This window comes from Atribacterota bacterium (assembly GCA_028717805.1).
In the GTDB taxonomy this organism is placed as follows: Bacteria; Atribacterota; Phoenicimicrobiia; order Phoenicimicrobiales; family Stramentimicrobiaceae; genus Stramentimicrobium.
Window position 1 is genome coordinate 75,656 of sequence record JAQUNC010000004.1, and the last position, 20,447, is coordinate 96,102.

General features: G+C 34.8%; 18 protein-coding genes and 1 tRNA gene. All 19 read right to left on the reverse strand.

All coding sequences use genetic code 11. From position 1 onward, the window contains the following. Nucleotides 1-187: 187 nt before the first annotated feature. Entirely contained in the window at nucleotides 188-1,180 is a 993-nt protein-coding gene (locus PHD84_01885; protein ID MDD5636559.1) for a TRAP transporter substrate-binding protein, read from the reverse strand. Between the two features lie 131 nt (nucleotides 1,181-1,311). Continuing rightward, nucleotides 1,312-2,013: a FadR/GntR family transcriptional regulator gene (locus PHD84_01890; GenBank protein ID MDD5636560.1), complete on the reverse strand. Its 702-nt coding sequence runs from the start codon at nucleotides 2,011-2,013 to the stop codon at nucleotides 1,312-1,314. Nucleotides 2,014-2,423: 410 nt separating this feature from the next. Continuing rightward, nucleotides 2,424-4,259 carry a phosphoenolpyruvate carboxykinase (GTP) gene (locus PHD84_01895; GenBank protein ID MDD5636561.1) on the reverse strand — a complete coding sequence of 612 codons (1,836 nt, stop codon included), beginning with the start codon at nucleotides 4,257-4,259 and terminating at the stop codon, nucleotides 2,424-2,426. A 178-nt stretch (nucleotides 4,260-4,437) separates the two neighbouring features. Further along, complete coding sequence (locus PHD84_01900; GenBank protein MDD5636562.1) at nucleotides 4,438-5,655, reverse strand: solute carrier family 23 protein; 1,218 nt, start codon at nucleotides 5,653-5,655, stop codon at nucleotides 4,438-4,440. A gap of 429 nt (nucleotides 5,656-6,084) precedes the next feature. Further along, nucleotides 6,085-6,897, reverse strand: coding sequence for a glutamate racemase (gene murI / locus PHD84_01905; protein ID MDD5636563.1), 813 nt, complete (start codon nucleotides 6,895-6,897; stop codon nucleotides 6,085-6,087). Between the two features lie 97 nt (nucleotides 6,898-6,994). After that, nucleotides 6,995-7,627: an MjaI family restriction endonuclease gene (locus PHD84_01910; GenBank protein MDD5636564.1), complete on the reverse strand. Its 633-nt coding sequence runs from the start codon at nucleotides 7,625-7,627 to the stop codon at nucleotides 6,995-6,997. Beyond that, nucleotides 7,620-8,915: a DNA methyltransferase gene (locus PHD84_01915; protein ID MDD5636565.1), complete on the reverse strand. Its 1,296-nt coding sequence runs from the start codon at nucleotides 8,913-8,915 to the stop codon at nucleotides 7,620-7,622. The genes PHD84_01910 and PHD84_01915 overlap by 8 nt, the downstream gene beginning before the upstream one ends. Nucleotides 8,916-9,358: 443 nt before the next feature. Then, nucleotides 9,359-9,444 (reverse strand) — tRNA-Ser (locus tag PHD84_01920). Between the two features lie 41 nt (nucleotides 9,445-9,485). Continuing rightward, entirely contained in the window at nucleotides 9,486-10,760 is a 1,275-nt protein-coding gene (gene serS, locus PHD84_01925; protein MDD5636566.1) for a serine--tRNA ligase, read from the reverse strand. 41 nt (nucleotides 10,761-10,801) lie between these two features. Continuing rightward, the gene (locus PHD84_01930) at nucleotides 10,802-12,259 is read right to left on the reverse strand and encodes an RtcB family protein (protein ID MDD5636567.1); all 1,458 of its coding nucleotides are present in this window, start codon (nucleotides 12,257-12,259) and stop codon (nucleotides 10,802-10,804) included. Between the two features lie 85 nt (nucleotides 12,260-12,344). Beyond that, a complete protein-coding gene (locus PHD84_01935; protein MDD5636568.1) occupies nucleotides 12,345-12,785 on the reverse strand; it encodes an archease in 441 nt (146 codons plus the stop codon). Between the two features lie 359 nt (nucleotides 12,786-13,144). Then, entirely contained in the window at nucleotides 13,145-14,995 is a 1,851-nt protein-coding gene (locus PHD84_01940) for an aldehyde ferredoxin oxidoreductase family protein (GenBank protein MDD5636569.1), read from the reverse strand. A gap of 157 nt (nucleotides 14,996-15,152) precedes the next feature. Further along, nucleotides 15,153-16,604 carry a tripartite tricarboxylate transporter permease gene (locus PHD84_01945; protein MDD5636570.1) on the reverse strand — a complete coding sequence of 484 codons (1,452 nt, stop codon included), beginning with the start codon at nucleotides 16,602-16,604 and terminating at the stop codon, nucleotides 15,153-15,155. A gap of 24 nt (nucleotides 16,605-16,628) precedes the next feature. Then, the gene (locus tag PHD84_01950) at nucleotides 16,629-17,150 is read right to left on the reverse strand and encodes a tripartite tricarboxylate transporter TctB family protein (protein ID MDD5636571.1); all 522 of its coding nucleotides are present in this window, start codon (nucleotides 17,148-17,150) and stop codon (nucleotides 16,629-16,631) included. A gap of 13 nt (nucleotides 17,151-17,163) precedes the next feature. Continuing rightward, nucleotides 17,164-17,358 carry a 4Fe-4S binding protein gene (locus tag PHD84_01955; protein MDD5636572.1) on the reverse strand — a complete coding sequence of 65 codons (195 nt, stop codon included), beginning with the start codon at nucleotides 17,356-17,358 and terminating at the stop codon, nucleotides 17,164-17,166. A 79-nt stretch (nucleotides 17,359-17,437) separates the two neighbouring features. Next, nucleotides 17,438-18,466 carry a tripartite tricarboxylate transporter substrate binding protein gene (locus PHD84_01960; protein MDD5636573.1) on the reverse strand — a complete coding sequence of 343 codons (1,029 nt, stop codon included), beginning with the start codon at nucleotides 18,464-18,466 and terminating at the stop codon, nucleotides 17,438-17,440. Nucleotides 18,467-18,622: 156 nt separating this feature from the next. Beyond that, complete coding sequence (locus PHD84_01965; GenBank protein MDD5636574.1) at nucleotides 18,623-19,081, reverse strand: hypothetical protein; 459 nt, start codon at nucleotides 19,079-19,081, stop codon at nucleotides 18,623-18,625. Further along, nucleotides 19,078-19,752: a nitroreductase family protein gene (locus PHD84_01970; GenBank protein MDD5636575.1), complete on the reverse strand. Its 675-nt coding sequence runs from the start codon at nucleotides 19,750-19,752 to the stop codon at nucleotides 19,078-19,080. The genes PHD84_01965 and PHD84_01970 overlap by 4 nt, the downstream gene beginning before the upstream one ends. 124 nt (nucleotides 19,753-19,876) lie before the next feature. After that, the coding region (locus PHD84_01975; GenBank protein MDD5636576.1) for an Ldh family oxidoreductase at nucleotides 19,877-20,447 on the reverse strand (571 nt) is incomplete at its 5' end.

Here is a 20,447-nt window from a genome sequence, read left to right on the forward strand (position 1 = left end):
AATCATCATTCTCCATCGCAAAATCAACATCTTCCTCTAGCAGAAGAATCATTATTTTCATCTGATGATATTGAAGCAAATCAATTTGTGTGTAAGAACCTACCCAGAATATCCGGAAAAAGTGTTTAATCAAGTATTCTATACCCGGATATTCTGGTTCTATTCCTTTTGAAAATCTAATTCTAAATTAATCCCTGATCTTGGCTAATTCAGTTCGAAGTTCTTCTAAGAAACCGGGAGCCCAGGTATCAGCAAATTCATCCGGGATATCCTTTAAAACTTCTTTAAAGGCCGCCTGGTCAACTTCAATAAATTCCATGCCTTCTTCTTCCAGTTTTTGTCGCCATATATCTTCATTATTCTGCTGTAGATCATTGTGGAACACGGTTGTTTCATCAGCAGCTTCTATGACCGCTTTCTGTAATGTCTCATCTAGGCTCTGGAAGAATTTTTCACTCATGACATAAGTGAAGAAAGCACGCTGATGAGCAGTTAAATTAACATAATCCTGTACTTCATAGAAAGCAGGAGCATAGATGTAATCCAAAGGATTTTCCTGTGCTTCAACTATACCCTGCTTCAGGGCAGTATATAGTTCTCCGTAAGCAATAGCCTGGGGGAAAGCACCCATTTTCTCCCAACTAGCAACATAAATCGGCTGCAAAGGTATCCTGATTTTTAATCCCTTGACATCTTCTGGCGTTCTGATAGGACGTTTGGAGGACAAATGACGTGGTCCTCTCAAGCCAATACCAAGCATTCTAATATTTTTATTCTCTAACATGGCTTGCCCAACTCTCTCGCCGATAGGGCCATTCATAATTTGTAAGACTTCATCCCTGTTTTCAAAGATATAATAAGCACTCCAGATATTATATTCCGGAGCTGCCTGCTGATGAATAGTCGTTCCCATAATAGCCATATCAACGGTACCTAATTCAAGAGAGGTTACTATATCTACTTCTTTACCCAGCTGTTCACAGCAGAATAATTCTACCTCAATAGCTTCATTCGTTTTTTCTTCTAACAGCTCTTTAAACTTTTTGGCTGATATATCATCTTCGCCACCTTCAGATCCTCCATAGGAAAGACTCATGGTAATCTGATTTGCTGTCACAATTACACTTGTAAAAAGCATTGTTAAAACTAGTATAAATACTAAAAACACTAGTTTTTTCATTCTTAGCTCCTTTTCTCATTTAAATATTTTTTGCCAATTTAAAATAATATTATACTTTAACACCTCCTTTTTTTATTTTCTAAATTGAATAATTCGCGTACCTCCAAAAGTTTAAAATTATAGAAAACAATTCATTCTTTTAGTATATCTTCTTCTACCCCAGCTAAATGGAAATACATCGCTTTACGAGCAGATTTTTCATCTTTACTCTTAATAGCTTCTAAAATAGCAGAATGTTCTTTTATGTATTTTTGGGGATAATCTGGGAGGTTCCAAGTCTTCTCTTTCATATTAACCCATAATCTTTCCTTTAAAAGATCGCTCATATTGAGCATAACAGAAAATAATAAACTATTATGCGCGGCTTTAGCTATGTTGATATGAAACTCCCGATCCATTTCCATCATTCTAGGAATATTTCCCAGGGCGTCTCTCATATTACTAAGTGCAGTTTCAATAGCAGCTATGTCTTCTGGTGAACCTTTTTGACTAGCCAAACCAGCTAGCTCTGTCTCCAATACCTTTCTTGCTTCTAATAATTCAAATGGACTTTCTTCTTGTTCGAGTTCTAAAATTTCCTCTTCATAAAAAGTAGATGATAAACTATTATCTTTAATAAAATTCCCTTTCCCTACCCTTCTTTCTGTTATACCTAATATTTCTAATGCACTCATAGCTTCTCTAACAGAAGGGCGAGAAATTCCAAATTGTTCTGCTAGCTCCTGTTCTGAGGGAAGTCTATCTCCTGGTTTCAGCTTTCCCTCCCTGATGAGCTCTCTAATCTGTTCCACAATTTTAACATAAACCTTTTGAGTTTTAATTTTATTAAACATTTTTATTTTATGACAGCTTTTATTCATAATAATTCCACAGTAGTAATATTATTTATATTATATATATTGTATGACATTTTAATTAATTAAATTTTACCAATCAAAATTGCATTAGTCAAATACTTTTTATTATTTTATTTTTTACTAAGCTGTCAATAAAACCATTAATTAATAGAATTACGTATAATTATTATTTGTTGGTAACTTTCTCGAAAGAAATAATCAGTTAATAGCTGAATATAATTTTGTAAAAGGATACGTCAAGGATAAAAGGGGAAAATAAATAATTACTAAATCTTATTAAATAATAAATTTATTTTAAATGGATTAATTTGGTTGGATGCAAAATTAAATATTATTCTGATTAAATAGTTATTAACCTATATTTTACCTAATCTACTACCATCATCTTAAGAATAGAATGTAAATGGTGAAATGAGTACCTGATTGAATTTTGCTTTTGCTTTATTTAATCGCTCTATCTGCTGTTCCAATTCCTTAACTAAAAGACCCGGAATATTTATTTTAGTAAAAACTGCTTTCATCCTATCCATTTTTGCCAGGTATCTATCAATTCTTAAGGAAAACTGGTTAATATATTCTTCTTGTGAATATTCTTTATTTACCATATGTTTAAAAATTTTTCTTAAATCTTCATATTTAGGAATAAAACCTACCGGTGTTTTGATGGCACAATATTCTTTGTTTACTCTTCCTTCAGCCCATAAAACCCACAAAAGATTATATACTTTAGGAGTCCTAAAGTTACCTTGTTCATCTTTCAAAAAATAATTGGTAGCAAATATCCTGGGGATTCTCTTTAAATTATTCTGAAAAGAGATATGATTCTCCAGATAAGTGGCAAAGGGAACTGAAATAAAATCGAGGTTAGCCATCGGATTGTGTTTTCTGATTCCCTGTTGACCCAAAGTAGCAGCAGTCGTTTCTGACTCCACGGTAGCACCGATAAAGACACCGTGTTCCCAGGTAAGTGACTCCACAATGGGTAGAGAGGTATCAGAATCTCTCCCTCCGTAAAGAAAAGCAGCAATGGGTACTCCCTCGGGATTTTCTGCCTCCGGATCAATATTATCCAGCTCAGACATTCTTATGGTATAGCGAGCATTTTTATGAGAGGGGTCAATGATGTTTCCCTCTTGGTCCTTTTTACCCTGATACCACCTACCACTATAGTTAATCCCCTCTTTAGGAAGCTCCTTGCCCATTCCCAGCCAGTAGGGGATGCCATCCTTGATCAGTACATTGGAGAAAATAAGTTCTCTGGGGGTAGTTAATGCCCTATAAATTAAAGGGTCCTCTTCTTTATTAACATCGGCAATGATACCAAAAATACCTTTTTCCATATTCACTGCTTTTACCTCTCCCGCCACCTTCTTGAGGAAGGCAATATCATCACCTATAATGGTCTGTCCTGGCAACATAGCAGTACTGGTCTTGCCACAGGCACTGGGGAAAGCTCCGGTAAAGTAAGTAGTCCTATCCTTCTTGCCGTGAACACCCATAATAAACATATGTTCTGCCAGCCATCCCTCCTGCTGTGCCTTCTGGATAGCCAATCGGAAAGCCAGCTTCTTCAGTCCAATGGAATTGCCGGCATATTGATTATTAACGGAATAGACACAGTTTTCTTCTAAATCAATATAAATCCTTCTCTTGTCCATATCAATGCTGACATTGTTTTTTAGTCTTCCTGCCGAATGCAGAAAATAAAAGAATTGATTTGAACCATTTAAGGCTTTAAATCCTTCATAATTACTCCTATATAGCAAATCTTCACTATGAGCAACATAAGCTGAATCAGTAATTTGTAAAGCAGGAATAGAAAAGGAAGAGTTCGTGGGACCTAGAGAAAAGAAACGTATCAGCATTTCCTTACCCTTCATACTTCCTTGAAAATATGTTCTAATCTCTTTCAGACCTTTTTCTTTATCAATAGAATTGACATCAATACCCCAATCCACCTTATTGGATAAAAGATAGCGGGTATTAGCCTTGTCTCTACCCTGATCATAATAACCATCAAAATGAGCAGTGTGTTCGGGTAATTTTAGTTTTTCCTCTTCTTTATTCTTTAAGGTAAGCTCTTTAACATATTGAATTTCTTCTGTATCATCAGTTATGACAGTTACCTTATCCGGCTGACAGAGCTCTATTGCCTCTTTAACACGTTTGATAACAAAGGGATTATTTAGAACTTCTAACTTCTTTTTATAGGTTTGTCGCACTATTATGGCTCCTTTCTTGCTACAAAAAGTTTGAATAATTTATATACCTTTAAATAAAATATTGGGTAGCTCTCGTCCTTATTGTTTAGTATAATGTTTAGTATAAAATAGAATTATGATTTCAGTACATTTGATTCACCCAAGATAATCTCAATATTTATAAAAAAGATTTAATTAATTATTCTGGCATCACCTTATTTAATATTATACCTACCAGGGCACCTAAGGCCATCCCCTCTACTGTAATCTGTCCATTAGCTAGGGAAATGGGAATGGATACACCACCGAGAGAGATAACAAGAATGGTTGCTGCAATAATCAAATTTCTTGGTTTTTCAAAATTAACTCTATTTTCCACCACTGTTCTTACTCCTACTGCTGCAATCATACCGAAGAGAATAATGGAAATACCACCAATGAGAGAGCCAGGAATTGTAGCAATAAGAGCTCCTAATTTAGGAATTAATCCAATCAAAATGGCAAATAAGGCAGCGATACGCATAACAACAGGATTATAGACTTTAGTCAGGGCTAATACGCCGGTATTCTCAGAATAAGTGGTATTAGCCGGTCCTCCGAATAGAGCGGCTACAGAAGTAGCCAGACCATCTCCTAATAAGGTACGACTTAAACCTGGATTTTTGACTAAATCCTTTTCCACTGTTGCACCGATTGCCAGAACATCTCCGATATGTTCAATAACGGTCACAATGGCAACTGGTGCCACTATAATAATAGCATTCCAATTAAAGTGTGCCATGGTAAATTGGGGAAATCCTAACCATTTTGCCTCTACTACTGGCGTAAAATCAATTAATCCCATTAGGATTGCAACCAGGTATCCTAATACAATACCCATTAAAACAGGTAAAACTTTTAAGAAACCGCGGGCAAAGGAAGTATTTATAACAACTATGATAAAACCAATTAAAGCTAACCACCAATTTTCACTGGCCATACTTATCGCAGTTGGGGCTAATTTTAGACCTATAACCATAATCACCGGTCCGGTAACCACCGGAGGGAAAAAAGAAATTATCTTTTCTGATCCAAAATAACTAACTAAAAAAGAAATAATCAGATATATTAAACCAGCTGCTACTATTCCACCTAAGGCGTATGGTATACCATATTTTTCAGCTACCAGAGTAATAGGGGTAATAAAAGCAAAAGAAGAGCCCAGAAATGCCGGCACTCTATTTTTAGTTACCAGATGAAAAATTAAAGTACCAATTCCAGCCATAAAAAGAGCTACCGAGACATCGAGACCGGTAATAATGGGAACCAGAATTGTGGCACTAAACATAGTAAAACCATGCTGCAAACCTAGAACAATGGTTTGTGTTAATCCTTTTTCAGTATAATCAATAATTTCCTGCTGATTATTTAAATTCATCTCTTTCTCCTTCTAACGTTACAATGTTTTATATTTCATTTTCATTCTGCTAGCTTACTTTGTAGCAAAAAATTTACTAAGTTTCTCTATAAAATTAATAACCCCCTTTCTCAGTAGAGATTGATAAGGGGATTTTAGGAGATTATTTCCTTATCAGTCTCACTGAACTGATCTTAAAGGAATATAGTATTATATATAAATAAAACCTCTCATCCTGTAAATAAGGAAAAGAGGTTTTTCATCAAGATGATCTCCTTTTTAGTTTCTCTGAACTAATTTAAAGGTTTTTTGCTTTTTTAAGCATATAATAAATTTAATGAGAAATCAAGAGAATTAATAAATGAATTTATTGAAATTCCCAATAATTACTGTTTTAAGATGAGATTATTTTATTACTATGATGAATAAATAATAGAGGAAGAATTTATACTAAAAATTTGGGGCTTTTTGAAATTTACCAGCTTTATATTCTAATAGTGTTTGGGCAATACGGGCAAATAAATCCGGATCACCACTAATAAAAAAAATATCCTCTTTATCATTGCCAACATTTTTATTTAAATGATATTTACCAAGCCAGTCTTTAGCTTTTTTGACTGTAGCTTCTGAGGGATCAACCAGAACTATTTTCTTCACCAGTTTTTGGTCAAGGTATTTTTTTAAAAAGGGATAGTGGGTGCATCCCCAGATTAGGGTATCAATATCATTCTCTAGTAATGGTTGGATACACTCTGTTAATAAAACTTTTATTTTGCCCTCATTCCTTAAAGACTGCTCTTCCATCTCTCTAATAATCTGATTACTGCAAGCATTGCTATAGGTAATTATTAATGGATCAATGCCTTTAATAATTTTTTCATAGCTTTGATTGCGGATAGTTACTTCTGTTCCGATAATCCCAATTTTTTTATTTCTAGTTTTCTTTACTGCCTCATGTGCACCGGGTTGAATCACGCCGATAATGGGCAGATTATACTTCTCTTTGACTTTTTCCAATGCCACTGCAGTAGCGGTGTTACAGGCAATTATTATTAGTTTGACTCCTTTTTGCAGTAAAAAGTCAATAATGCAGACAACATAAGCAAGAATCTGAACATCAGTCTTCTCCCCATAAGGAGCATGAGCAGTATCCCCAAAATAAATAACCCGCTCCTGAGGTAGCTGTTTCTTTACTTCTCTGAATACGCTTAATCCACCTAAACCAGAATCCAATAAACCTATCGCTTTTTCTTCTTCCTTCATCTCTAAATACTCTCAAAATATTAATATATTATTTTACAAAAAACTTTCATTACTCAGTAACATGGAATTAAAATAATTGTTTTTTTGATAATTCTTGTTATGTTTTTCCCAATCTTTCCATTTCTATTCTTATTTCTTTAATTACTTTAGTGTTATAAATTATTTTTCGATCATTCTCTTTTACCGAAATTACATAAAAGACTTTTCCTCCATATTTAGCAGTAAATTTTCTATGTGTGTCCTCTTGATGCTTTCTCTCATTTATAATTTGAGTAATAAATGAATAGCTTCCAGGTTTAATTTGAAAACCAATGTATTTATCCTTAATTTTAATGAAAAAATCTACATTAAATAATCTATCCCATTCATCAGATGCCGGTTCTATTTTAACCCCCAACATATCTTGGAGTTGCTCATAGACTGTTTTCTTTTCAGTCATATAACCATCAAAGGTTCTATTAATTACAAGATTAATTACATAATTTATACAATCTTCTTCAGTTACTTCATCAATTTCAGCTCTCAAGACTTCAGTCACTTTAACATATAATTTTTTACCAATTTCAATTAAATGTTCTTTTGGATAAACATTTTTAAAATAATATTTCTCCCAATCACTTACTGTTTTAGGAGAACATCTTCTTATTTCGTCAGAAATAGCACCAACCACCTTTTTCTTCTGAAGTCCCCAACGGTTTATAGCGCTATTCAAAATCCATTCTTTAGCCATAAATATCTTTCTTTAATCTTATAAATTTATTTTTATAAATATAATCTGAATTAGTATCAATTTCTACAAATCCACTTTTTATTAAATGAGCATTAACAAATGTTTTATTTTTTAGATAGATATATACTAATAAATTACCATTATTATCATATTTGATATTATCATATTTTAAGAATACCTTTTGGTTTTTTAGTCTAGATTTTAAAAAAGTTATTGCTTTATCCATATTGTTTTTATTAGATTTAATGCCAATTAACCTTACCTTTATATTATTATTTAAAATTAACTCTTCTGGACTAATAACATCTTTTACTGAGAAAGATTCTTGCCTTACTGGCTTTGAAGAATCGATTTTAGAACCAAATTTTAGTTTCCTTGGATCTATCTTTTTATCAAACTTTATAGGGTCTTTAAACTGGTAAGATAGCTTTTTAATTTCTAAATTCCAATTTACTCTTAATGATTTTTGTTTAACAACTTCAAACACTGCCGTTTGGAAAAGTTCCCTTCTATTTATTCCTACCTTATCTTGAATAATAGATAAGAATTTCTCATTTATTTCATAACCAATTGAATTTCTATTTAGATTCTTAGCAGCTAAAACGGTTGTTCCACTTCCCAAGAATGGATCTAAAACAGTATCTCCAGTAAAACTAAACATTTTAATAAGTCTCTTTGGTAATTCTTCAGGAAACATTGCCAAATGTCCTGTTTGCTTTTCTCCATTAAAATTCCAATGTCCTGAAAAATATTCATTCCATTCTTCTTTAGAGAGCTTTGATTTTTCTTTTATTTCTTTTGAAACTTTTGGTGGGGTACCGCTCTTTTTAAAAATCAATATAAATTCATAATCAATCTTTATAATTCCATTTCTTGGATAGGGGAAGCTACCCATTACCGTTGCTCCGCCAGTAGTATTCATAGTTGTTGGTTTTTGCCAAATAATTGCACCCATATAATCAAATCCTATACTTTCACAAAATTTAATAATCTCCGTTCTAATAGGAATGATTTTGTATCTTCCATAATAAACTGAGCGGGCAAATTGATCGCCAATATTGATACATAATCTACAACTATCATGTAACAACCTATAACATTCAGTCCATACTAAATTTAAATTATTAATATAATCCTCATAAGAATCACCAAAACCAATCTGCTTTTCTATTCCATAATCCTTTAATTGCCAATATGGTGGAGAAGTAATAATAAGATGAATAGATTTATCTGGGATTTCTTCCATCTTTCGGGAATCACCTATAATTATTTTATGTTTTGTAATCATAATATTCTTCAATTACCTATTTAAATCTATAAATAAGATTTATATTTACAACATAATTAACATGATAATTTTTAAAGTTTTCCTAAGATATTCTAGGGGAATCCTTATCCTTGAGAGTCTCTTTAATTAAGATCAAATTCAATATTTTTTAATCCCTTATATATCTTGTTTATAAAGCATGATAAATTTTCTTTAAAAAATTATTTCCTTTGATATTTTCAGGAAATATTTCTACTGATTATCCTATTGTTAATATTTTTATAATAAATACTAATTTTATCTAAGGTATAATAGTTATTGAATTATATATACTCTATCTTAAAGCCTAACTTAACATATATTTTAATTATTTAGGAAAGAAGATTTATTGCATCAGAATTTTTGGAAATTTCGATGCTATGAACGATACCGATTCAATTTTAATAAAATCAATAAATGAAATATGGCGGAGGGACTGGGACTCGAACCCAGACAGCTTACGCCTACACCGGTTTTCAAGACCGGCTCCTTGCCATTCGGACATCCCTCCACAAATAGCATCAAAAGGTAGATAAGCAATAAAATTTTACCTTAACCGGAAATTTTTTGCAATCCATCCATATAAGGACGTAGAGCTTCAGGTATAATAATTGAACCATCCTTCTCTTGAAAATTCTCCATGATAGCTACCATAGTTCTCCCCACTGCAACTCCGGAGCCATTTAAGGTATGAACAAAATGGACTTTACCAGATTCCTCTTCCCGATACCGAATATTAGCCCTACGGGCTTGAAAATCAGTACAATTACTACAGGAGGATATCTCCCGATATTTCCCCTGGGATGGCAACCATACCTCTAAATCATAGGTCTTGGCAGAAGAAAATCCCATATCGCCGGTAGAGAGAACAACTACCCGATAGGGTAGTTCCAACCTTTGCAAGATTACTTCTGCATTCTGAGTCAATTTTTCCAGCTCCAAAAAAGATTCTTCCGGTTTACAAATTTTCACTAATTCCACTTTGTTAAACTGATGCTGCCTGATTAGTCCTCTCACATCCTTACCATAAGAACCAGCTTCTCTTCTGAAACAAGCAGTATAAGCAGTATAGTAAAGTGGTAGGTCTGATTCTGGTAATATTTCATCTTGATGTAAATTAGTTAAAGGAACTTCTGCCGTAGGAACCAGATATAATTCATCATTGGATTTAAATAATTCATTTTCAAACTTTGGCAACTGACCGGTACCGGTCATAGTATTAGCATTGACTAAAAAGGGAGGAAATATTTCCTGATAATTATGCTCTTTAGTATGAATGTCTAGCATAAAATTAATTAATGCTCTTTCCAGCCTTGCTCCCCTATTTTTTAGTACTGTAAAACGGGCAGCGGAAATCTTAGCTCCTCTTTCAAAATCAAGAATATCCAATTTTTCACCTAAATCCCAGTGTGCCTGTGGCTCAAAATCTAATTTTCTCTGTTTTCCCCATCTTCTGACTTCCTGGTTACTTTCTTCATCAGGACCTACTGGTACGCTGGCATCAACTATATTGGGTATTTCTAATAATATACTTTGAATCTCTTGTTCTATAGACTTAACCTCTGTATCCATATCCTTAATTTTACTCGATACTTCCCTCATAGCAATAATCTTTTCCTGAGCATCATTTTTTTCTCGTTTCAAGCGGGCAATTTCCTCAGATACTTCATTTCTTTCCTGTTTTAAGGCGCTTGAGGTAAAGATAATTTTTCGGCGTTTATCATCAAGTTCTAAAATAAAATCAATATTACTGATATCCTGACCTCTTTTTTTCAAGGCATCTTTTATCTTATCCGGCTCTGAACGAATTAATTTTAAATCCAACATATTCTTAAATATCCTCCTGCACCATTCTATTACTAATTTTTTTATCCTTTTATGACTCCCAGTGGACGCATTCTTGCCACTTTGCTAGAAATTCCACTCTGATCCATTACATTGACCACTTCTGACACATCTTTATAAGCCTCAGATATTTCTTCTGCCAGTGTCTCTCTACTCCTGGCTTTGACTAAAATATCTCTTGCCCTTAACTCCTCTACAATATTTCTATTTCTTACTTCTCTTTTTGCAGCACCACGGCTTAATACTCTGCCGGCACCGTGACAGGTAGAACCAAATGTTTCCTGCATTGCCTTTTCATTCCCCACCAAAACAAAGGAACAACGTCCCATGTCTCCAGGAATTAAAACCGGCTGTCCAATTTCTTGATATTTTGGTGGCAAATCAGGATGCTGGGGTGGAAAAGACCTGGTAGCACCCTTTCGGTGAACACATAACTTTACTTTAGCACCTTGAAATTGATGAAACTCAATTTTGGCAATATTATGTGCTACATCATAGACTAGATTCAGACCCAGCTCTTCTTGGGAAACACGAAATATTTGTTTAAAAACATCTCTTATCCAGTGAGTTATGCATTGACGATTCGCCCAGGCAAAATTAGCTGCGCAACACATAGCCTGATAATAATTTTCTCCTTCAGGAGAATTAAGAGGTGCACAGGCTAACTGTCTATCAGGAATACTGATATGATATCGTTGTACTGCTTTTTGCATAATCGATAGATAATCAGTACAAACCTGATGCCCAAAACCTCGGGACCCGGTATGGACTAAAATAGTAATCATTCCTTCTTCCAGTCCCATTTTCGTAGCCTTTTCTGGTTGGTAAACTCTGTCAATCACCTGAATTTCTAAAAAATGATTCCCCGAACCCAGTGTTCCCAATTGGGAACCCCCGCGCTGGATTGCTTTATTACTAATAATATCTGGGTTGGCCTGAGTCATTTTACCATTTTCCTCACTATAAGTTATATCTTTTTTCTCTCCAAATCCTTTTTCTACCGCCCATTGTGCGCCTTCTGCTAAAACTCTTTTTTCCTCAGATAGCTTTAGCTTAAGAATTCCTTCCGAACCGACTCCAGAAGGAATTTTCTTATAAAGGTATTCTACCAGCTGATTCATCTTATCTTTTACATCTTTAAGTTTTAAATTGGAACGAATCAACCTTACACCGCAATTTATATCGAATCCAACTCCTCCTGGTGAAATTACCCCATCTTCCAGGCGAGTTGCTGCTACACCACCTATAGGAAAGCCATATCCCCAGTGAATATCTGGCATGGCTAAAGAATAACCAACAATACCAGGCAAAAAGGCAACATTAGCTACCTGGCCAGGAGCTTGATCACTAATAATCTGCTTTAATAGGCTCTGAGAAGCATAAATGCGTCCATCTACCAGCATTCCAGGACGATATTCTTTTGGTATATCCCAAATATAAGGTCCTTTCTGTTTTAATATCTCTTCCCATTTATCTTTCATAGAATCAACCCCTTTTTTATTGTAAGCAAGATAAAAAGATGATACTTAGGTTATCTCCTTTATTAAAATTCTAAGGTATTTAGCATTAAATATCAAATACTATATTTGCTGTCCATCTCCCGTCTGGATCCTGGTAAACACTTAAATCATGATAGGTAACAGCCTTGATCTCTTTAACAATTCGGTAGGGAGAACTTTTTATCTCTATTGCGCTGGCTTTAGATTTAATCATTTCTTCAGTCATAGAATTAATGATATAATCATCAAAGATAACAAATTCAGTAACATGAATATAAAGTAAATCACTTAACCAGGTAATCATTAAATCTTCAATATTAGAAGCACTACTTTCTATTTTGTAGTAATTTTTGGGTCTATTTTGAACAGGAGATACCGGGACACTAGTAATAAGAAAGAACATCCCCCGAGCGGCATTGAGAAACAATTCCTGTTTGTTCTTGCCATATATTTTCAAACCTATATCAGCTGTGTGATCTACTAATTCAAAATCCTTATCTGTATTCATTTAGATAATCTCCTGAAATAAAAAAACTCCCGCCTGCTGGTACTCGCTACCTTAGGGACGAGAGTTCACTCACGTGGTGCCACCCTAATTTAATAGAAAGATCTATCCTTAATCAATAGCAAAAGACATATGAAAATTTTAGATTTTACGTAATATAAATATACTAAATTGTTGGGAAGATGGATTTCAATCAAGTTTGCCACCGCTTTCCACCTGGTACGGCTCTCTGTAAACAAACTTTAATTTACTCTTCTTCCGATCTGTCATGATATCAATTCTTGTTCCTGATAAGATTATAGATTCTATCTACTTTTATGTCAACAAACCTACCGACCAAATACAGCTTATTCCAGATATATTCAAGAAGAATTTTGCTTGTTTAAGAAACGAACATATTCTTCCAAACCTATCTCATGCAAACCACTCTCAGTCGGAATTCCATCATTAGTCCAATTTCTAAGTTTATAGTACTCATCTAACGCTTTGTCATGAGGTAACGGAACTCTTCCCGCACGAGGACCGGTCTGAGCTGGTATGGTCATCTTTTTGGGTAGAACATCATCCTTACGAGAAATTCCATCACGAACATTAATTATTCTTTCCAAAACAAAGCCCCGTTCACCCGCTTTTTCCAGATCCTGAACCGTCCAGTTCCATCCCGTAGCAGCATTTAGAATTTCAATAATTTCACTCAACGAAAGTTTTGGAACTCTTAGAATAAACTTACAAACACTTAGACTATTAGCCAGACTGCTCATATTCTGTTGATGTATGACATATTGAGGAACTTCCTCCATAGTTCTGGCAGGTGCTTCCATTCCTAACTCGGGATAGAAGAATCCCTGGGCGTCTGCCCTTTCATGGCAGGCTCCCCTGGTACCGGTAGCATAATTTAAACCAGCCGCTAGATGACATCTGGGATCATGAGCAGGATAATCCATATTTTTGACATGAACTATCAAATCTTCTGTCTCAGGACCAATCCTCTTGGCTGCACCAACAATACCTTCTTGGAAGTATCCACCAATACCTTCCAAGCGGGCAATCTTCTCAGTTAACTGCACCAGTACTTTTCCATCCCCCCAATTTATCGCTATACCATCGGTGTCTTTTTTATTTATCAGCTTCTTTTCATAACACTCTGCCAGAAAGCTAATCCAGGCACCGGTTGAGATAGTATCTATTCCCATGCGATTGCATATGTCATTTGCTTTAGCTATGGCTAAAAGATCTGAACATAAGAATGCACCACCCATCATGCCCAATGTTTCATACTCCGGACCGCTGCCTTCTACAGCATATTCTTCCGGATCTTCCACTTGGATATGACGGTGACAGCCATAGGGACAGTTGGCACAAAAGGTTGCTTTGGTATGTAATACCTCGTTGTAATATGGTGCAGATATCTGATCCGATTTTCCCCAGGTTTCGCCAACCCAGTACTTCAAAGGCAAATTTCCAATTTTTTCGAAGGTGGCAGGTGCAGAAGTTGTTCCTGTCTTCCTTTTTTCGGCTGAACGTTTGGTAAACTCTCTCATTAATTCCAGAGCACGACTTTTAACCTTTTCAGGATCATAGAGAGGGACCTCTTTGGTTCCTAGTACAGCTATAGCTTTTAAATTTTTTGAACCCATCACAGAGCCAGCACCGCCTCGCCCGGCCACACTATGCCCATCGCAACCTATACAGGCAATAGGATGACCTATCTCTCCAGAAGGACCAATATAAACAATACTGTAGCGATTATCATTGAGGGATGATTTGAAATGATTAAATGTTTCTATGGCATCCTTTCCCCAGAGTGAAGCAGCATCTTCTATGTTTACTTGTTCGTTATTGATTATTATTTCTACCGGGGATGAGCTCTTGCCTTCAATAATGATAGCATCATATCCTGCTCTCTTGAGAGCAGAAGCAAAGTTACCACCTCCGGAAGAATCAAGAAATGTTTTAGTCAAAGGCGATTTGGTTACAACGCTCCATTTACCACTCCCCGGATTTTTGGCTGATTGCCAGACACCTACAGCAAAGATAATCTTGTTTTCTTCTGACAGGGGATCTATCTTGGGTGGAGTTTCTTCCAGGAGTATTTTAGCTCCGAAGGCAGAACCACCCACTAATTCCTTCCAGACTTTTTCAGGAATATCTACTACCTGATAATTTCTTTTTGTTAAATTAACTCGAAGCACTTTCCCCCAGTAACCGTACATTATTATCACATCCCTTTCTACTTTATTCTAGAATATTATTTTTAGCAATTCTGTATTTATATTCTTTTTATTGACTACATCATATAAGTATATTTTTTATATTAAATTAAATGTTTTATTTTATAATGGGTATAATATAAATAATTTAAAAAATTCTTTACTCGAGCTGTTCCAACCTGCTCTGTAATAGTAAAGAAATAGCAACTAATATGACTAAAATCAGGCTTATTGGTCTGGTGAAAAATGAGATAATTAAACTGGGAAAACTGCCAGTAATAATTAACGCCTGTCTAAAATTAATTTCCACCATAGGACCTAAAATAATTCCTAAAATCATGGGGCTAACAGGGTAACCGGATTTTTCAAAAAAATAGCCTATCAAACCAAAGATAAACATAAATAATACATCAGTTAACTTATTCTGTAGAGCAAAAGACCCCACAATACATAGAACAGGAATGAAAGCAATTAAATACCATTTAGGTAAATTTAACATCTTTATCATGGCATTGCTGCCAACAATGCCAATAAAATAGGAAAAAATCATTCCAGCGATAACAAATATAGCTATCAGATAAAAATAACTTCTTTCGGTTAACATAAATGTCGGTCCTGGTAATAAACCATGAAGATAAAAAGCACCTAAAATCACAGCAGTTACCGAATCACCTGGGATTCCCAGTGTTAACATTGTGGTAAGAGCACCACCAACAGCTGCCTTATTAGCTACCTCAGGAGCTATTACCCCTTCATAAGCGCCTTCTCCAAATGGTCTGCTTGGCTTTTTTATAATATTCTTAAGAAAACCATAAGAAACCAGGGCTCCTACGTCTCCACCAGTGCCTGGAAGCAGTCCGATGATAGCTCCAATTGGTGCAGATATTAACCATCGGATGTTTAATTTTTTAAGTAAATCAAATCTGGGCAATAATTTAGACATCTTGTATCCTTCAATATCTAATTTAAAACCTGATTTTTTACTGGTTAACTGCACAAAAACCTCTTTCATACCAAATAGTCCTATCATAGCAACAACATAATGGATTCCTCCACTGAAAAGTGGTATAGCCATTGTAAATCTCATTAATCCGGTAATCGGATCCATTCCTATCATCCCTATAAATATACCTATAACAGCACTGATAAGTCCTTTCCTAATATTTCCTTTACTTAAAACAGCAACCAGAGTTAAACCCCATACTGTTAAAACAAAGTATTCCTGTGCCCCAAAACGAAGGGCATATGCTCCGATAATAGGACCCAAAATAACAAAAAAGAGCACCCCAAATAATCCTCCTATTAAACTGCTAAAAAGGGCAAATCCCAATGCCGTATCTGCTTCTCCTTTTTGTTTGAGTGGAAATCCATCAAAGGTTGTAGCAACAGCAGCAGCTGTTCCAGGAATATTGATAGTAATAGCTGATATGGCTCCGCCTAAAACACCACCACAAAAAGCACCGATAATGAAAGAGAGGGCCTCTACCATAGGCCACCCAAAAGTTAAAGAAACTACCAGGGCAGCTGTCATAGTCACGGTTAACCCTGGCATGGCACCCATAACTAAGCCAACTATAACACCTACTAAATTATAAAGTAATAGTATAACCATAGAAATCCCTAATCCCTTTCCATTTTAAGGCAAAATAACCTCAAAAATTCCATAAAATACATAGTAAATAAGAGGAATTGTTATTGCAGTGGCAAGCGCTGATTTTGTTAATTTATAAACAAATTTATCCGATTCATTAACCACTACCATAATAACAAACATATATAAGCCAGTAGCGATGATAAAATGAAACCTAGGTAAAATATAAACATAGATTATGCTTATTACGGTAAAGATGAAAATATCCAGTAATTCTTTTGTCTGAATAATATTGTTTGAATTTTTTTGCAGCACATCCTGTGTTTTAGAATAAGAAAAGAAATTTAAAATCTTTTTAATTTCATTTCTCAATTCAAAGATGAAATTTATAATTAAGGTAAAAAACACTAAAAAAGGAAATATTAATGGGGAATCTACTGTAAATAACTTAATACCTTGTTGAAGATATTTCCCGCTTATATCAAAATAGACAATAGTAATAACCAAAGCTACAAATAAAAGTGAAATCACTCTATAGAATATTCTATTTTCCTGGTTATCGTTCATAATTTAAGCCATCCTATTTATTTGATTTACTCTCATCTTTACTAATTGCTTCCTGGGGGCAGGTCTCTATACAGGTAAAACACTCCATACATAAATCATGGTCTATAATAGCATATTCATTGCCATCAGAAAGCGTGATAGCCTCAACCGGACATACTGAAGTACATACGCCACACCCTATGCATTTTTCTTTATTCACTTCTACCATCTGCAAATCTTACCTTTCTAAATAATCTAAGAACAGTTTAAGGGCACATTAAAGGGAAAATATATCAATAACAATTATTTTATTTCTCTAATTTCTTTAAAAGTTCCAAATTTTTAATTCCAAACTTTGTTGGAGAATGAGCAGCAGCTCCTGCATTGTAAAGTAGCCAGGCAGCTTTCGCAGTCCAGTCTTCCAGGTATTCAATCGCTCCCTCTCCACTGTAATTAATTCTGGTTAAATATAGATTATTGGTATAATCAATCCAGCGCTGGTCAACAATCACCTTTTCCATAGCTTCCTTCAATACATCAATGACTTCCTGTGGAGTACCCTTTTTAACAAAAGGACCAAAATACGGTCCATAAGGTAAATCTTCCTGTAATTCAGGATAAATCTGTCCTATCGGTCGTATCTCTTCTAAGCCAGGTATCGGTATATTGGTGAAAGAAGCCAGTATCTTCAGTTGACCTCCTTGATGTGCAGAAACCATGGATTGTACCATTTCGATAGTAGCATCTACCTGAGCACCCATAACTGCAGTAATAGCTGGTGCTCCTCCTTGATAGGGAACAAAGGTAAACTCACAGCCTAATTTTTGTTGCAACATCAATCCTGAAACATGTGGAACGGTTCCTGGTCCAGCAGTACCTATTCTCAATTTACCAGGATTTTCCTGCGCATATTGAACAAATTCCTCTGCTGAATTAAATTGTGACTTAGGTGGAACTGCCAGCACTGGTGTGGCTTCTGCTACTAATTTTACACAATCAAAATCTCTTAGTGGTGACATATCCATGGTACCCATAGTCTGCCATACTGACATAATTTCTGAGCCATAATAGAAAGTATAGCCATCAGCTGGTTGATCCAAAACATGTTTAGCTGCTGTTGCACCTGCTGCTCCGGGCATATTAGTTATAGCAATTCCTACTCCCAATATCTCCTGTAAGATAGGTACAGAACCTCTGGCAATAACATCAGTAGGCCCACCAGGAGAAAATCCTACTACACAGTTAATGTTTCGTTCTGGATAAGCGGCTAAACTAGTAAGGTTTAATGAAAATACGGTTAACACAACCAGGATTATCAAAAGGCTTAGTCTTTTCATTATATATCTCTCACCTCTTTCTTAATTATTTTTTAAAAAGCAATTCCTTCTTGTTAGAACTATTTTCCCTTTAATGTGCTAAAATCATTTTAGCATCTATTTTAGACAAAAATAACCCTATCTTTTAATCCAAATACTCTATTCCTCAGTTTCTCTTTATGCCTCCTTTTCAGTCACTTCTTCAGTACCCATTTTAGCCATAGTTAATTTACAGACATTATTCTCCACCTGAATAGGTATTAGTTCTGGAGACATTCTTGTTTCTAATTCCATAATATGCATGAACATATTGGCAATGGGACAACATAAGATTTCCATTCCATTATTTTCGTATTTTTCTCTGATATTTTGTAAACAACAACCTTCAATCTCAACAGTAAATGAAAAATTGTCTTCGGTATAGTTGATTGATTGACAATAATTATTATCAATTAAGTATTTTTTAAATTCTTCAATATTTTCTGCTTTTGATTTACTTAAAGTTACTTTTTCCTTAAAGAAAGATATTCCGACAGTGGTTAACCTATAACGAGCACCTCTTCCTCTTTCGTTCCAGAATTCTTTTACAGATTCAAAAAATAAGGTATCTTTAAAATTATTATCTCTAGTCATCATTGCTCGCCCTCCCTTGATGGGTAATAAAAATCTCCGTATCTTTCTCTATATACTAATTTTTCCAGTGGAATTCTTGGTCGAACATTAGGAATTCTAGCCGGATAACCAATGGGGAAAATGCTTATTATCTTTATATCATCTGGAATATTAAAGTATTCCTTAATCTTCATTTCATCACGTACATCAATAACGCAGGCAATAACCCAACAACAACCTAACTTTAAATCGCTTACTGCCAGTAAAATATTTTCAATCGCTGCAGAACAATCATAAGGAGTATCCCAAACATCTTTTTTCCCACAGACTATTAAGATTAAATCTGCCTGATTAACAAAGGCCGATACATTACCAGAAGTAAGTTTCTTAAATATTTTTTTCTTTTTCTCTTCATCTTCTAATCCGGCAAACCTTGCTTGCATCTGCTTACCTAAAAATTCCCCGGTGAACCGCCTACCGCTACCATTTTTGGAAATCTGAGCCAGAAACTCTTTGCTCTTCTCATCTCTAACTACAATAAATCTCCAGGGTTGGGCATTCTCTCCAGAAGGAGCAAATCTCGCACATTCTAAGATAAGCTTTAGGTCCTCTTCGGATACCTTTTGATCAGTATAATCTCTGATACTCTTTCTTTCCTTCATTCTCTCCAAAATATATTCCTTAGATTCGTTCAATTTTGCCCTCCTTTAAATCCTTTAATCTTTTGATAATTTTTAATATTTAAGTCCTCTACTGACAGATAAACTCCTTCTTAATTCTTTGCTGATTTCACCTCATTAAATAAATAGCTCTCTATATTTAAATATTAAATTGAACATTTAATTCATCAGCCAGAATCCTTAAATTATCATATAAAGTCTTAGATAAAGGGATGCCTTCTTTTTCTCTCTTTTTTTGTTGCTCCAACTCTATTTCCCCTGGTAAGTATATCATTTCATTTCCTTTGGCTAATTTTGATGTCTTTATTCTCTCAATTAATTCATCCATTTCATGGTTAAATTTATCACGGGAAATAAAACAATCAATCTTAATTGCTCCTAAAAAAATACCAATCTCTGATTTTCCTGAGAAATCATACATAGATTTAATTTCCATTTCCCTCGCAGAATTACTCAAAATAGTGGAAAAGATCTGAATAATTAAAGATATGGCATACCCTTTAGGTCCTCCAAATGGAAGTAGAGCTCCCTTAATGGCTTTTTGAGGATCTGTTGTGGGATTACCATCTAAATCTAAAGCCCATCCTAAAGGTATTTCCTGTTTATTATCTAAAGCTAACCGTATTTTCCCTCTAGCAACCAGACTGGTAGCCATGTCTAGCACCACTGGATACTCTTTGCCTGCTGGAATAGCAATAGCAATGGGATTA